The sequence below is a fragment of the Rhizobium sp. Root1220 genome (assembly GCF_001426265.1).
GTDB lineage: Bacteria > Pseudomonadota > Alphaproteobacteria > Rhizobiales > Rhizobiaceae > Rhizobium.
Map to the genome: position 1 here is coordinate 37,940 of NZ_LMDG01000001.1, position 13,664 is coordinate 51,603.

At 59.4% G+C, this 13,664-nt stretch carries 15 protein-coding genes and 1 tRNA gene; 3 read left to right on the forward strand and 13 right to left on the reverse strand.

All coding sequences use genetic code 11. The features are described 5' to 3' along the window. Nucleotides 1-18: 18 nt before the first annotated feature. The 8 genes from ASC90_RS00180 to ASC90_RS00215 form a co-directional block, all read right to left on the reverse strand. Entirely contained in the window at nucleotides 19-639 is a 621-nt protein-coding gene (locus ASC90_RS00180) for a Maf-like protein (protein ID WP_056534064.1), read from the reverse strand. Nucleotides 640-696: 57 nt separating this feature from the next. Then, complete coding sequence (gene infA / locus ASC90_RS00185) at nucleotides 697-915, reverse strand: translation initiation factor IF-1 (RefSeq protein WP_003545338.1); 219 nt, start codon at nucleotides 913-915, stop codon at nucleotides 697-699. A gap of 118 nt (nucleotides 916-1,033) precedes the next feature. After that, the gene (locus ASC90_RS00190) at nucleotides 1,034-1,510 is read right to left on the reverse strand and encodes a low molecular weight phosphatase family protein (protein ID WP_056534067.1); all 477 of its coding nucleotides are present in this window, start codon (nucleotides 1,508-1,510) and stop codon (nucleotides 1,034-1,036) included. Nucleotides 1,511-1,515: 5 nt separating this feature from the next. Beyond that, complete coding sequence (locus ASC90_RS00195; protein WP_056534070.1) at nucleotides 1,516-1,989, reverse strand: UPF0262 family protein; 474 nt, start codon at nucleotides 1,987-1,989, stop codon at nucleotides 1,516-1,518. A gap of 3 nt (nucleotides 1,990-1,992) precedes the next feature. After that, complete coding sequence (hisD, locus tag ASC90_RS00200) at nucleotides 1,993-3,291, reverse strand: histidinol dehydrogenase (protein ID WP_056534073.1); 1,299 nt, start codon at nucleotides 3,289-3,291, stop codon at nucleotides 1,993-1,995. 37 nt (nucleotides 3,292-3,328) lie between these two features. Continuing rightward, nucleotides 3,329-3,766, reverse strand: coding sequence for a DUF2948 family protein (locus ASC90_RS00205; RefSeq protein ID WP_056534076.1), 438 nt, complete (start codon nucleotides 3,764-3,766; stop codon nucleotides 3,329-3,331). A 116-nt stretch (nucleotides 3,767-3,882) separates the two neighbouring features. Further along, complete coding sequence (gene murA / locus ASC90_RS00210; protein ID WP_056534079.1) at nucleotides 3,883-5,175, reverse strand: UDP-N-acetylglucosamine 1-carboxyvinyltransferase; 1,293 nt, start codon at nucleotides 5,173-5,175, stop codon at nucleotides 3,883-3,885. Between the two features lie 104 nt (nucleotides 5,176-5,279). Continuing rightward, nucleotides 5,280-5,474: a hypothetical protein gene (locus tag ASC90_RS00215; RefSeq protein ID WP_056534082.1), complete on the reverse strand. Its 195-nt coding sequence runs from the start codon at nucleotides 5,472-5,474 to the stop codon at nucleotides 5,280-5,282. Between the two features lie 151 nt (nucleotides 5,475-5,625). On the opposite strand from ASC90_RS00215, the gene ASC90_RS00220 reads away from it, so the two are divergent. Next, nucleotides 5,626-5,700: transfer RNA gene (locus ASC90_RS00220), tRNA-Thr, on the forward strand. A 444-nt stretch (nucleotides 5,701-6,144) separates the two neighbouring features. Here ASC90_RS00220 and ASC90_RS00225 read toward each other — a convergent pair. Continuing rightward, nucleotides 6,145-6,891 (reverse strand): hypothetical protein, encoded by a 747-nt coding sequence (locus tag ASC90_RS00225; protein WP_244480266.1) that lies wholly within the window; start codon nucleotides 6,889-6,891, stop codon nucleotides 6,145-6,147. A gap of 641 nt (nucleotides 6,892-7,532) precedes the next feature. Between ASC90_RS00225 and ASC90_RS00230 the strand changes: the two genes are divergently transcribed. Beyond that, entirely contained in the window at nucleotides 7,533-7,775 is a 243-nt protein-coding gene (locus ASC90_RS00230; protein WP_056534088.1) for a DUF982 domain-containing protein, read from the forward strand. A 216-nt stretch (nucleotides 7,776-7,991) separates the two neighbouring features. Here the strand turns inward: ASC90_RS00230 and ASC90_RS00235 are convergent, their stop codons facing one another. After that, complete coding sequence (locus ASC90_RS00235) at nucleotides 7,992-8,249, reverse strand: hypothetical protein (RefSeq protein WP_056534091.1); 258 nt, start codon at nucleotides 8,247-8,249, stop codon at nucleotides 7,992-7,994. Nucleotides 8,250-8,473: 224 nt separating this feature from the next. Next, a complete protein-coding gene (locus tag ASC90_RS29565) occupies nucleotides 8,474-8,737 on the reverse strand; it encodes a hypothetical protein (RefSeq protein ID WP_082519777.1) in 264 nt (87 codons plus the stop codon). 425 nt (nucleotides 8,738-9,162) lie between these two features. Here ASC90_RS29565 and ASC90_RS00245 point away from each other — a divergent pair, with 425 nt between their 5' ends. After that, the gene (locus tag ASC90_RS00245) at nucleotides 9,163-11,223 is read left to right on the forward strand and encodes an ATP-dependent helicase (protein ID WP_056534097.1); all 2,061 of its coding nucleotides are present in this window, start codon (nucleotides 9,163-9,165) and stop codon (nucleotides 11,221-11,223) included. Here ASC90_RS00245 and ASC90_RS00250 read toward each other — a convergent pair. Continuing rightward, entirely contained in the window at nucleotides 11,220-12,284 is a 1,065-nt protein-coding gene (locus tag ASC90_RS00250) for an enoyl-CoA hydratase/isomerase family protein (RefSeq protein ID WP_056535169.1), read from the reverse strand. The genes ASC90_RS00245 and ASC90_RS00250 overlap by 4 nt on opposite strands. Nucleotides 12,285-12,469: 185 nt before the next feature. Next, the gene (gene galE, locus ASC90_RS00255) at nucleotides 12,470-13,501 is read right to left on the reverse strand and encodes a UDP-glucose 4-epimerase GalE (RefSeq protein WP_056534100.1); all 1,032 of its coding nucleotides are present in this window, start codon (nucleotides 13,499-13,501) and stop codon (nucleotides 12,470-12,472) included. Between the last annotated feature and the right edge of the window lie 163 nt (nucleotides 13,502-13,664).

Here is a 13,664-nt window from a genome sequence, read left to right on the forward strand (position 1 = left end):
GAGAGGGTTTCAGGGCGATCAGCCCTCTGGCCACCGGCTATGGACGTCGAAGCCTTCGCCGGTCAGCAACAGGATGGTTTCATAGAGCGGCAGGCCTACGACATTGGTATAGGAGCCGATCATCTTCTGGACGAAGGTGCCGGCAAGCCCCTGAATGCCGTAAGCGCCGGCCTTGCCGCGCCACTGACCGGAGGCAAGGTAGTTCTCGATCTCGAAACCTGAAAGGCGCTTGAAGCGCACCTTGGTCTCGACGATCTTCTGACGGATCTTGCGGTCCGGCGTTACGAGGCAAACGCCAGTGTAAACCCAGTGGCTGCGGCCGGACAAGAGATAGAGCGACGCCGATGCTTCGTCCGCAAATTCGGCCTTGCCGAGGATGCGGCGCCCGACGGCGACGACGGTATCGGCAGACAGAACGTAGCTGCCCTTCCACGTCACGTCGCCCTTGATCGCGGCAAGGGCCGCCTCGGCCTTCTCGGTCGACAGACGTCGTGCGAGCGAGCGCGGGTGCTCCGACTTCCTGGGCGTCTCATCGATGTCCATGGGCATCAGGCGCGAAGGTTCGATACCCGCCTGGTTGAGCAGATCGACGCGGCGGGGCGAACCGGAAGCCAGAATGAGCTTGTATTTGAGCGACATGGAACCTCGACCACCGGCAGACGGGAGCAAAAGCCCTTGCGGGCTTTCGGGCCAAGCTTATTTGAAACGATAGGTGATACGGCCCTTGGTGAGGTCGTAAGGCGTCATTTCCACAAGAACCTTGTCGCCCGCCAGAACGCGAATACGGTTCTTGCGCATGCGACCGGCCGTATGGGCAATGATTTCGTGTTCATTTTCGAGCTTCACGCGGAATGTCGCATTCGGCAGAAGTTCGGTCACGATACCCGGAAATTCGAGGACTTCTTCTTTAGGCATATAACGGTTTTCTTCCTGTTAGTTGAGATGACGGCGCTGGCCGCCCCAAAATTTGGGCGGAAACTACACAATCGGGTGCGGTTTGTGAACCGAATTGATCGCGTTTCCGTTATTTGTTTCACGCCGACTGCGCGGCAATACCATTTCTCTTGAGTAGCCGGCTCTCGATGAGATCGGTCAGGCGGTTTCGGACCTCTCGATAGGCATGCAGAATCTGGTCTCGCGTTCCCTGCACGACGGTCGGATCCATGGTCGGCCAGTAGACGACTTCGATGGCTTTGGAGCGGGTGAGTTCCAGGGCGGCGTGGTGGGCCTGCGGCGAAAGCGTGATGATGAGATCGAAATAGTCGTCTTCGAGCTCATCGAGGGTCTGCGGATGACGGCGACCGAGAGAAAGTCCGATTTCCTCCAGCACCACGTCGACGAACGGATCGCGCTCACCGGCACGCACGCCTGCCGAGCGTATGTAGATATTGGCGGACAACATGCTGCGGGCGATCGCTTCGGCCATCGGCGAGCGGATGGCGTTCATCCCGCACATGAAAAGAATGGCGCCGTGCCCAGTTGTGACATTCCTGCCTACCGCGAGCTCCATCACTCTCACCCGCGCCAGTAGAGAACGCAAACCAATGTGAAGAGCCTGCGGGCGGTATCGAAATCCACCTCGATCTTGCCGTTCAGGCGATCCCTCAGCGTCTGCGAGCCTTCGTTGTGAATGCCGCGCCGTCCCATGTCGATCGCCTCGATGCGGCTCGGGGAGGCGGAGCGTATGGCTTCGTAGTAGCTTTCGCAGATCATGAAGTAGTCCTTCACGATGCGGCGAAATGGAGTTAGCGACAGGATGTGCGTGGCAACCGCAGCGCCTCCATCCGTGGTAATGCCGAAAACCAGCTTGGCATCGACCAGCGAAATATTCAGCCGGTACGGACCGCCTGAATGCCCAATGGGCGCGAATCTGTTTTCTTCGATAAGGTCGAAGATGGCGACCGCGCGCTCGTGCTCGACATCGGGCGTCGCTCGGCCGATGGTGTCGTCAAGGACGACGTCGCAAAGCCGGAAGTCGCCCGTCGCCATGTCCTACCTTTCCAGATTGAGACGGATCGCAACCGATCGCGCATGGGCGTCGAGCCCTTCCGACACCGCGAGCGCAATAGCCGCCGGGCCGAGCGTGCGAAGCTGCTCGGGACCAAGCCGCAGGATCGAGGTGCGCTTCACGAAGTCGAGGACAGACAGGCCTGACGAGAAGCGTGCTGAACGTGCCGTCGGCAGAACGTGGTTCGACCCACCGACATAATCGCCGATCACCTCCGGCGTATGTGCACCAATGAAGATCGCGCCAGCATTGCGAATGCCATCGAGCAATGGGTCCGGATCAGCAACGGCGAGTTCGAGATGCTCGGCCGCGATGCGATTGGCCAGCGGAATGGCATCCCTGAAGTTTTTCACAAGAATGATCGCGCCGAAATCGCGCCAGCTCGCGGCCGCGGTTTCCGAGCGGTTCAGCGTTGTCAGCTGGCGTTCGACCGCAGCTTCTACCGACTTCGCAAATACGGCGTCGTCAGTAACGAGTATCGCCTGTGAACTCGTGTCGTGCTCGGCTTGAGCCAGCAGGTCGGCGGCAATCCAGTCCGGATTGTTGTGCCGATCGGCAATAACCAGCACTTCCGAAGGCCCGGCGATCATGTCGATGCCGACCGTGCCGAACACATGTTTCTTCGCGGCGGCGACATAGGCGTTGCCGGGACCAGTGATCTTGGCGACGGGTGCAATCGTCTCCGTGCCATAGGCGAGTGCTGCGATGGCCTGGGCCCCGCCGACCCTGTAGATTTCGCTTACGCCCGCCAGCTTGGCAGCGGCGAGCACCGCCGGGTTGACCAAACCGCCGGTCGCAGGAACCGCGATTACGATGCGATCGACGCCTGCGACTTTCGCCGGCACGGCATTCATCAGGACCGAACTCGGATAGCTTGCCGTGCCGCCGGGCACGTAGAGGCCGACGGCCTCAATCGCCGTCCAGCGCGAGCCGAGGCCGACGCCCATGTCGTCCTCGTAGATATCGTCCTTCGGCAGCTGGCGTCGATGGTGAGATTCAATACGGACGGCCGCGACCTTGAGCGCGCCAAGAACTTCCGCGGGAACAGCCTCGACCGCTGCATCGATCTCCGCTTCGGTCACGCGCATGGGTGTCGTCGCGTAATCGATCCCGTCGAATTTCTTCGAGTATTCCGCCAATGCCACGTCGCCACGAGCGCGCACATCGTCGATAATGGCGCGAACGACCACATTCACATCTTCGGACACTTCACGCTTGGTCGTCAGGAAAGCGGCAAAACGCTGCTCGAAACCCTCCGATGCCTGATCCAGCCAGATTGCCAACGCCGATATCCCTCTTCCTATACTCAGTTAATGCAGGCTAGGCGCCGGGGTGGCGTGGCCTAGAGGCGGCTTCCCACGCACCACCGATATCTGCAAGTTGAATTTCAATGCATTCCACGTCGAGCACAATGGTGGCGGCGCCGGAAAGCACCAGTTCGATGGTGCCGTCAGGCCCCTCGCCCTTCTGTTCGAAGCGGATGGCAAGCAGCGACAGTACGTCATCGCGATTCTTGCGGTCGATGCCGGTGGAACGAACGGCAAGCACCCGCTTGAACACCAGTGCGGCGCGCCGGCGTTCAAAACCCTTGCGCTTTCTCGCCGCCTCTTCCCAGACGAAGCGATTGGCGGCGACGGAAAACTGGCCATCGCGCGGCGACCAGGCGATATCGGCGACCTTGAAGACACTATCCTGCAAATGCGCGGAGACGACGGCAAGATCTTCGCTATCAAGCGCAACAAGCTTCAGGTCAGTCATGCAGGCAAAACCCCATCGCCGATGCACCGCCGGAATGGCGATGCGTTCTGACAACGGACATAAGGCGCGACAGCGCAATGCGCAACCGGGCTATAGGGCGAAGAAACGCCCTTTCGTTACTCGCTGACGCGCTCGACGATCGCCCCACAGCGAGTGAGCTTCTCTTCCAGACGCTCAAAGCCGCGGTCTAGATGATAGACTCGAGAGACAATGGTCTCCCCTTCAGCCGCAAGGCCGGCGATGACCAGCGACACCGAGGCGCGCAGATCGGTCGCCATGACGGGCGCGCCGCGCAAGCGCTGGACGCCTTCGATCTTGGCCGTCTGGCCGGAGAGCGAGATCTTCGCGCCAAGACGCGCAAGTTCCTGCACGTGCATGAAGCGGTTTTCGAAGATGGTCTCGGTGACATGCGAAATGCCGGTGGACCGCGTCATCAGAGCCATGAACTGCGCCTGCAGGTCAGTCGGGAAGCCGGGGAAGGGATCGGTCACAATGTCTACGGGCTTGATTCCCGCGCCGTTGCGCCTGACGCGCATGCCGTTGTTCGTTGAAGAAATCTCGGTACCGGCACGGCGAAGCGTCTCGAGCGCCGTATCGAGCAGGGCCACGTCGGTATTCTCCAGCACGACGTCACCGCCGGCCATGGCCACGGCCATCGCATAGGTGCCGGTCTCGATGCGATCAGGCAACACGCGGTGGCGCGCGCCCGAGAGCGACGTGACGCCCTCGATGGTAATCGTGCTCGTGCCGGCGCCCGATATCTTGGCGCCCATGGCGATCAGGCAGTTGGCGAGATCGACGACTTCAGGTTCGCGGGCCGCATTGCCGATCACGGTCGTGCCGCGGGCAAGCGTTGCGGCCATCATCATGACGTGGGTGGCACCGACCGAGACCTTCGGGAAGGTGTAGCGGGCGCCGATCAGGCCGCCCTTTGGCGCCGTCGCGTTTATATAGCCGGCGTCGATCTCGAGGTTGGCGCCGAGGGCCGTCAGGCCATCGAGGAACAGATCGACCGGGCGCGTGCCGATGGCGCAACCGCCGGGCAGCGAGACGCGGCACTGGCCTTCACGCGCCAGAAGCGGGCCGATAACCCAGAAGGAGGCGCGCATCTTCGATACCAGTTCGTAAGGCGCGGTCGTATCGACGATGGTGCGGCAAGTGAAATGGATGGTGCGGGAGTAGCTGTCCTCCTGGCGTTCGCGGCGGCCGTTCACCGACACATCGACGCCATGATTGCCGAGAATGCGCAGCAGCTGCTCGACGTCGGCCAGATGCGGCACGTTTTCAAGCGTCAGCGTATCGCTGGTCAGCAGCGAGGCGATCATCAGCGGCAGGGCGGCATTCTTGGCGCCGGAAATCGGAATGACGCCGTTAAGCTCATTGCCGCCGACAATTCTAATACGATCCATGTGCGCTTACGGGCTATGCCCGCCTTTCTGAACGACTGTCTTTTAAAATGATGCGGGTGTTTAGACGAATTTGGAGGGCGCTTCAATTCGTCACGGACGGAACATTAAGATTCGTCCGTTTTTGCGGCAGGCAGTCCATTTGCCTCATCCGCCTGCCCGGATCGCCGCGCGCGCGTCTGCTGTTTGCGGCGGGACAGATTTTCCCGAAGTTTCTCGGCGGCTCGATCGCGGCGCAATTTCGCCTGGCGTTCGATCTCGGCCTTGCGGCTCTGCTGGCCTTTTTCAGTATCTTGGCTCATGCTGCATGGCTTACCCGAATTCGCGCCAATCCAAAAGTGGCCACGTTAATCTGCGTGAAGATAGAAATTGCGGCTTGCGCTTGTCCCTAAGCTGTGGCAATAGCCCCCCCGTTCACGCAATGCAGCCGGTTCGGTTGCGCGTCTGGTCCTTGCTGCCGTAGCTCAGTGGTAGAGCACACCCTTGGTAAGGGTGAGGTCGGTGGTTCAATCCCACTCGGCAGCACCAGCTTTCTTCAGGAAAATCAAAGAAAAGCACGCGCCCGAAATCGGCGACGGCGTGCGACGAGGCTTACTTTCCATCGGCCGAAACGGCGTGCGACGAGGCTTACTTCCTATCGGCCGAAAGAGACAGGATGCAAACGGGCTTCCGGCGCTGAGTGGCAAAATCCATCTCGTGATGCGCCTCTATTGGCCGAATCCTATGCGACCGTCAATCTGCCGGCGAGCGAAGGGACTTGGCGGCACCGGGGCTAAAGCGCATAGCAGCCGCAGGTTATCGTGCCCATGCGGTATTTCTGGCCCAGCAAGACGGATCGGCCGCTGCGACACAACCGATCACAGCGCCGAGCCTTGCATACGGGACGAAGTATTCGTGCTTAGACGAATAATGATATGAAGCGCGAGATGCACTGGCTTGCGGTTCTCCTCTGACAGCCAGCGAAGCACGCGGTCAGTCGATAAAGCGCACCGCCAACATCAAACGGTCACCTCGCGTGGGAGGAGACGCCCTGTGAAAGCAGGAGGTATCCTGAACGAATCCTGTACCCGCCGGGCCTTCGATCGTTATCTCGTTTTCGCGGCCAAACTGCTTGTAGACAGCATCCTGGCTCGCGCGCGCCGATCCCAGCAGCATACGCAACGGCTTCCATTTGTGCGAGCGCTTCATCATTACATGTGCTCCCGAATATCGATCGGTGTCAGTGATGTAGAAACTCGCATAAACGAAGGCGTATCCAGCAACATCGTAGTGGTAGTCGATCACGCCATGCTTCAATCGCCGACGCTCCTCATCCGCCATCGACGACGCGAAGCTCCAATCGAGTATGGTGGTGATCTTTCGCGGCTCGTGACCGAGATACTTGCGCACGATCGAGCGCAGGACGGGATCGTTGATAACCTTCTGCACCGCAGGGCAGCGGGCAGGGTCAGACACACCGCCTATCGGCATCGGTCGCCCGTCTGACGCTACCCCCTCTGACACGTCAGAATAGAAAAATGTCGGGCCTTTCGGATCGTAGATCGCATGCAGCGGCTCAGTCAACGCGAACGTCCTTATTTCGTCCACGATATGTAGCGGAAGGTTGAGGCCGACGAAAACTGCCTCGTCGCGGATGCTTTGCACGATGTCGGGTATTTTTGCACTCGGAAACAGCGTCGGCATGACCCACTTGCCGGGCGCCTTGCCGGCGCGCTGCAAGAAACCAATCGCGCTTCGACCAGAACTATAGGCGGCGCGAACCATCCTGAACCTGCCCAAGACGTAAGCGATATTTTGTTTTCGTATCTTTCTCACAAGTGCTGCTGCATCCATTGGTGCCTTCTCCCATAAGCTAAAAGTGCAACCCAGCCGTTTAACAAACTAAAGTGTTGTTAGTTTGAGGGGAATTTACCAATCTGAGGTCGATGGGTCGCTAAAGCGGTAGGTGACGGTCAACTTTCCGACGTAAGCGAAGATGAACACAAGGCGCTAGGATAGCGACACCAGATGGCCGAAGATTGGAAAAGGGAAATACTGGCAGCCGCGCCTTCTGCGGGACTGCATGAAGGCGTCAAGCAGGGCTTTTCGACAGGTGCTCGGTTGCGTGCCACGGGACGTAAAAGCTGCGATGGCGCCGGCTCCTGCCACAATCCCGGCTCGCCTTCAAATCGTCACCGAATTGGGTAGCTTCCTCCGACGCATCCAAGCCTGAACACACTGACTTGAGTTGTGCACCACACGTAGGTTTTCCCATTTGCGGGTTTCCGAAATATCGCTAAAATACCTTCTGTACAATGCTTCCTGGAGGAACGCGGAAGCATGTGTGCACGTTATGGCGTAGGCAACGGAGGAGTACGCCGATGGCAAGCAACAAATGGAACGACCCGATCGATCTCGGCTTTGAAAATACCGCGGCGCGCACGATCCTCGGTCCGTTCGATGCCCTGAAATGCCTTGCTGACCTTTGGCCGAGTGCTCGCGGCCTGCGCTATCTCAAGGCGAGAAGTGCATGCCGTGCGGCGCTGGATGGCCGCAAGAGCCTTGAAGAAGCCCGCGCCGAATTCGTCGCGGCGGCTGAGGAAGCCAAATTGGTGGTGCGATGAGAGCAGGTATTTGAGCGTTGGGGGACAACCGGTCCAGAACAAGACAATAGTTTATTTTTATTTAACCTTCGGCACAGCCAACAGTGCGTTCCTGCGGAAAGCTATTGCCCCCGGAGACTGCCTCTTAATAGAACGTCTGCAGCCATCATGATGATGGCCAGAGGCTCGTCACCCTCTGCTTTGCGGCAGACGAGCCTCGTCCAGCGTAGCCATCGTTCAACAACGGCTTTCGCTCTCAACCTCAATGTAGCCAACGCCGATGATCGTCCCGTCGAGGGCCCGAATGAAGGATGGGACATATCGGGGGCTTACCGGCACACAGGCAACGGAACCGGTATATTCAGTGAAGGCGATTTCGTCTTGTGGCATCGCGGTGAAACCGCTGTTGATCTCAAGCGAAGCCGAGGCGGGCGTGATAAATCCGCCTGTGGCCAGCGTCAAAAACGGGATCCCAAGTCGAAGAAGGCATCGCATCTGCTTCTCCTGTGATTTGTATACGGACATTAAACTAGCAAACGCGATATTAGTTCCAGTGCACCCCTTTACCTCTTTCGCATAGTTGAGCATTCATATTTTCGATAGTGCTAAATTTATTGTAGTTACATAATCATAAGCTGCTTTGTCGTGGGACACATCAGTTGGAAAGCAACCGCTCTAAAATGAATACTTCGGATTCACGCCAATCGTTGGCGGCGTGTCTATCGGTGAAGAATTCGGCTCTGGACGTAGCCTTTTCCAACTATGTTCTCGGCGATTTGGTTAGCGCGTTCAACGTCGCCTTTCCGCCTCACAAAGCCCTCGAGGATGACGTAAGGGCCGAGAACGGTGACAACGATTTCGCCTGCCTCGATTTCGTGGGCCGAGCACAAAGCGCTTTCGACTGACGCTCGCGTCGAGGAAATACTGTGACCGCGACCACAGGAATCACCGTGCTCTTCCGATATCTGGAATCGTAGCACCATTACCGCCTCCAATGACGAACTGTTAATGCCTAACGCGGGATGCTTCGATTTGGTTGCAAAGATGATCCTGTACTTTGCCAATACTAGGTTGCTCTCCGTGACCATCAGGGGTTGTCTGGCCGGGTGCGATCGACAGCGCGACCCAGGTCCAGCCGATCCCAGCCAGCATTCCCACGGTGGCCAACCTTTGAACAGGCCGATCGCCTCCCGACTGGGTCTTTACAATTCCTTCTAGGGCTCCACCGGTCCAAGGCTAAGGAAAGGTATCCTGCAGCTGGATCGCAGGCTAAAGCTCACCGGCCGCGCCGTCGTGCCGGACTTCCCCAAGTCGGCAGCAGACTTGACAGTCGCCGTGTTCGAGAACATTCAAGGAACGAACAATATTTCCGCGGTGCGATTCTCCCCGGGAGCAAACGGACGGATCGATGTATCTCGACAAACTCAATCCGCAGCAGCGTATAGCAGTCGAACACGGAACACTGATGGACGGCACTCACGTTGGCGGCCCTCTGCTGGTCATCGCCGGGGCGGGCTCAGGCAAGACGAATACGCTGGCTCACCGTGTCGCGCACCTGATCGTCAAGGGCGCTGATCCGCGACGGATCCTACTGATGACTTTCTCCCGCCGCGCGGCGGCAGAAATGGCGAGGCGCGTCGAGCGTATCTGCACGCAGGTGCTTGGCAGCAATTCCGGCATCATGGCGGATGCGCTTGCCTGGAGCGGGACATTCCACGGTATCGGTGCGCGCCTGTTGCGAGACTACTCGGACCAGATCGGCATCGATCCAGCCTTCACGATCCACGATCGTGAAGACAGCGCCGACCTGATGAACCTCATCCGGCATGACCTGGGTTTCTCGAAAATGGAGAGCCGCTTCCCGACCAAGGGGACATGCCTTGCGATCTATTCCCGCGCGGTCAATTCGGAGACAGAGCTCGCTGTCGTCGTGCGCGATGCCTTTCCGTGGTGTACGGCCTGGGAAAAGCAGCTGCGCGAACTCTTCGGCGCCTATGTCCAGGCGAAGCAAAACCAGAACGTCCTCGATTACGACGATCTGTTGCTTTACTGGGCACAGATGGTAGGGGAGCCGATGATCGCCGAAGACATCGGCAGTCGCTTCGATCATGTTCTCGTCGACGAATACCAGGATACCAACCGGCTGCAGGCATCGATCCTACTCGCCCTGAAGCCCCACGGACAAGGTCTGACCGTTGTCGGTGATGATGCGCAGTCGATCTATTCCTTCCGGGCCGCGACCGTGCGCAATATTCTCGATTTTCCGGCCACGTTCACCCCCGCTGCCGACATCGTCACCCTCGACCGCAACTATCGTTCGACCCTGCCGATCCTTGCTGCCGCCAATGCCGTGATTGACCTTGCGTCGGAGCGTTTCACCAAGAACCTCTGGACGGAGCGACAGTCCGCCCAGCGCCCTCGACTGGTCACGGTGCGTGACGAGGCCGATCAGGCGCGCTTCGTCGCGGACAAGGTGCTGGAAAACCGCGAAGAGGGAACGAGGCTCAAGCAACAGGCGGTGCTCTTCCGTGCGTCCCACCACAGCGGTGCGCTAGAAGTCGAACTGACGCGGCGCAACATTCCCTTCGTCAAATTCGGGGGCCTGAAGTTTCTCGACAGCGCCCACGTCAAGGATTTGCTTGCCGCGCTGCGCTTTTCTCAGAACCCGCGTGATCGCGTTGCCGGATTTAGGTTGATGCAGATCATTCCAGGGGTCGGTCCCTCGACAGCCCAACGGGCGCTCGACCAGATGGGCGCTGACACCAACCCTTTGCAGGTGCTCTCGGAACTGCCGGCACCCTCGCGATCCGGCGAAGACTGGACATCGTTTGTGTCGATGCTGCAAGAGGTGAAGGCGGGCAAGGCTGGTTGGCCGGCAGAGATCGGGCTCGTGCGCGAATGGTATGCCCCGCATCTGGAACGGCTGCACGAAGATTCAGCCACCCGGCAGGCCGATCTGCTGCAACTCGAGCAAATTGCCGGTGGCTACCCATCGCGCGAGCGTTTCCTGACTGAATTGACGCTCGATCCGCCTGATGCAACCAGTGACCAGGCAGGGGTACCCTTGCTTGACGAGGATTATCTGATCCTTTCCACCATTCATTCCGCCAAGGGCCAGGAATGGACCAAGGTGTTCATGCTCAATGTCGTCGACGGTTGCATCCCATCAGACCTTGCTGTCGGCACCAGCGCCGAGATCGAGGAGGAACGGCGACTGCTCTACGTCGCAATGACCCGCGCCAAGGACAACCTCGATCTCGTCGTACCCCAGCGCTTCTTCACGCATGGGCAGAACGCACAGGGCGATCGCCACGTCTATGCATCCAGAACACGGTTCATCCCGGCGACACTGCTGCAGTTCTTCGAAGTGTGCGGCTGGCAGCAGCCAAAAGCGGATGGCAGCGCATCGCATCAGGCACGGCAGGTGCGCGTCGATGTCGGCGCGCGCATGCGCAGCATGTGGCGCTAGAGGGCGAGTGGTCGCGAGGCTGGTTGCAGGAAGACGTCGACCGCCGCCTGATCCACTGCCTCGATTGTTGCCGGGTGCCACTTCGGGTTCCGATCCTTGTCGATGATCGCGGCGCGGATGCCTTCGTAAAAATCGGGAGTATTCAATATCCGCATGCAAGCGCCTAGCTCCCGGTTCAGGCATTCCGCCAGCGTTCGGCTTTGACCGCCCTGACGCAGCAAGCGCAACGCCAGCTTCAGGCTGGTGGGCGAACGCGTCAGCAGGATGCGTCGCGTTTCGGCTGCAAACTCACCTGCTTCATTTTCCAGGGCGCCGTAGATCTCTTCGACGCTTCCGAAATGAAACGCGCGCTGGATCAGGTCACCATTCCGCTTGAGTTCGCTGTCGCCCGGATGATCCGACAGGTTCTTGAGAAGGGAGCCGACGTCCCGAAAGGCCGCATTTCTCGGCAGCTCGGCCAGCGTTTCAATGAGTTCCGGCAGCTGAAACGACGCAACGCGAACATCTGCCAGCCCTGCATAGATGGCATCCGCGGCATTGATCGCCGAGCCGGTCAAGCCCATCCATATCCCCGTTTCGCCCGGCGCCCGCGGCAACAGCCAGGTAGCTCCGACATCAGGGAAATAGCCGATCCCGGTTTCCGGCATGGCAAGCCTTGTTCTCTCGGTAACGACGCGGTGGCGGCCATGCGACGATAAACCGACGCCGCCTCCCATGGTAATCCCGTCCATCAATGCGACATACGGTTTCGGATAGGTGGCGATGCGATGGTTGAGCCGAAACTCCTCGCGCCAGAACGTCTCGGCGATATCCGTGCCAGTCCGGCCGCTCTCGTGCAGCACACGAATGTCTCCACCGGCACAAAAGCCACGATCGCCGTCGCCAAGGACGATCACGGTCGCCGTTGCGGAATCCAAGGCGAACTCATCCAGTGCCGCAGCAATCGACCGGATCATCTCGAGCGTCAGACTGTTCAGTGCGCGGGAGCGGTTGAGACGGATGATGCCAGCCGATCCCCGGCGTTCAACGACGACGTCGCGCTGTTCGGTCAGCTCTGGCATGTCGATCTCCTTGGTCATCATCATGCGCATCTGGGTCTTCGTCCGACCCAGCCTTTATAACGGTCAGGCGGCGAGGCGCTACCGCCACACCACGAGCTTACCGCACTTGGCGTGATAGTCGATGGCTGCAGTGATTGCCGAGCGCAGAGCTGCGCCGTCTTGATGCCGTGGGCGACGGAAGTCTGTCAGAACGCCGCGGCGAGCGCCCGATGCATGCTCGGCAGATCCTCGACGTTTCGGTGCATCAGGAAAAGTTCCCAATCCAGAGCGCTGCGCACAATCGTCTCCAGAGAATCGTGTGTCGGCTTCCAGTCGAGAACGCGATGGGCGAGCGTCGAGTCCGCAACAACGCTTGCGGCATCGCCAAGGCGTCTCGGTGCCATGTGGACCTTGAATGAGTGACCGTGCAGGCGTGTCACCATGTTGAGGACGTCAAGTACCGAATAGCCTGCGCCGTATCCGCAGTTGGCAACCAGAGAGCCCCTGCCCTTGCGAAGATGCTGCAGGGCGTTGAGATGGGCATCCGTCAGATCGCTGACGTGTATGTAATCGCGCACCCCGGTGCCGTCATGGGTCGGGTAGTCGATGCCGTAGACGTGCACACCACTGCGCCGGCCCAGTGCAGCTTCGCACGCGACCTTGATCAGATGCGTCGCGCCGGCAGTCGATTGCCCGGCACGACCGCGGGGATCGGCGCCCGCGACGTTGAAATAGCGCAGAGCCACATAGTTGAAGTCATAGGCCGTCGCTGCATCCCGCAACATGAATTCGGTCATCAGCTTGGACTGGCCGTAGGGATTTTCCGGATTGAGGGGCGCTGTCTCCGTCACCGGTTCGGACGTCTTCTGGGGACCGTAGACCGCTGCCGTCGACGAAAAGACGAAGTGGCGGACGCCGGCACTGATCGCCGCGCTCATCAGGGCGCGTGTCTTGCCGGAATTGTTGTCGTAATAGGATAGCGGGTCGGAAACGGAAGCAGGGACGACGGCAGATCCGGCGAAGTGGATGATGGCGTCGATGTCGTTTTCGATGAAGATCGCTTTCAGCGCCTGCGGGTCGGCAACGTCCCCAAGGTAAAAGCGGGCGCCCGGTGCGACCGCCCAGCGAAAGCCGGTCGAAAGATTATCGAGGACGACAACATCCTCGCCCGCATCGAGCAGCGTCCAGGCCATATGGCTTCCGATATAGCCGGCACCGCCTGTAACCAAAATTGCCATGTCCCTGCACCCCGTATTCGTCACGCGGGGACATCTGACGCCGTTTTTCCTTCAGAGTTTCCTATCAAAAACGCTTGGAGCCGCTTTTATCAGGGTTAGTTTTACAGCGTGGTTAGGGACCGATTTCACCCGACGCTACAATTTTATCGTTCGCCGGACGCGG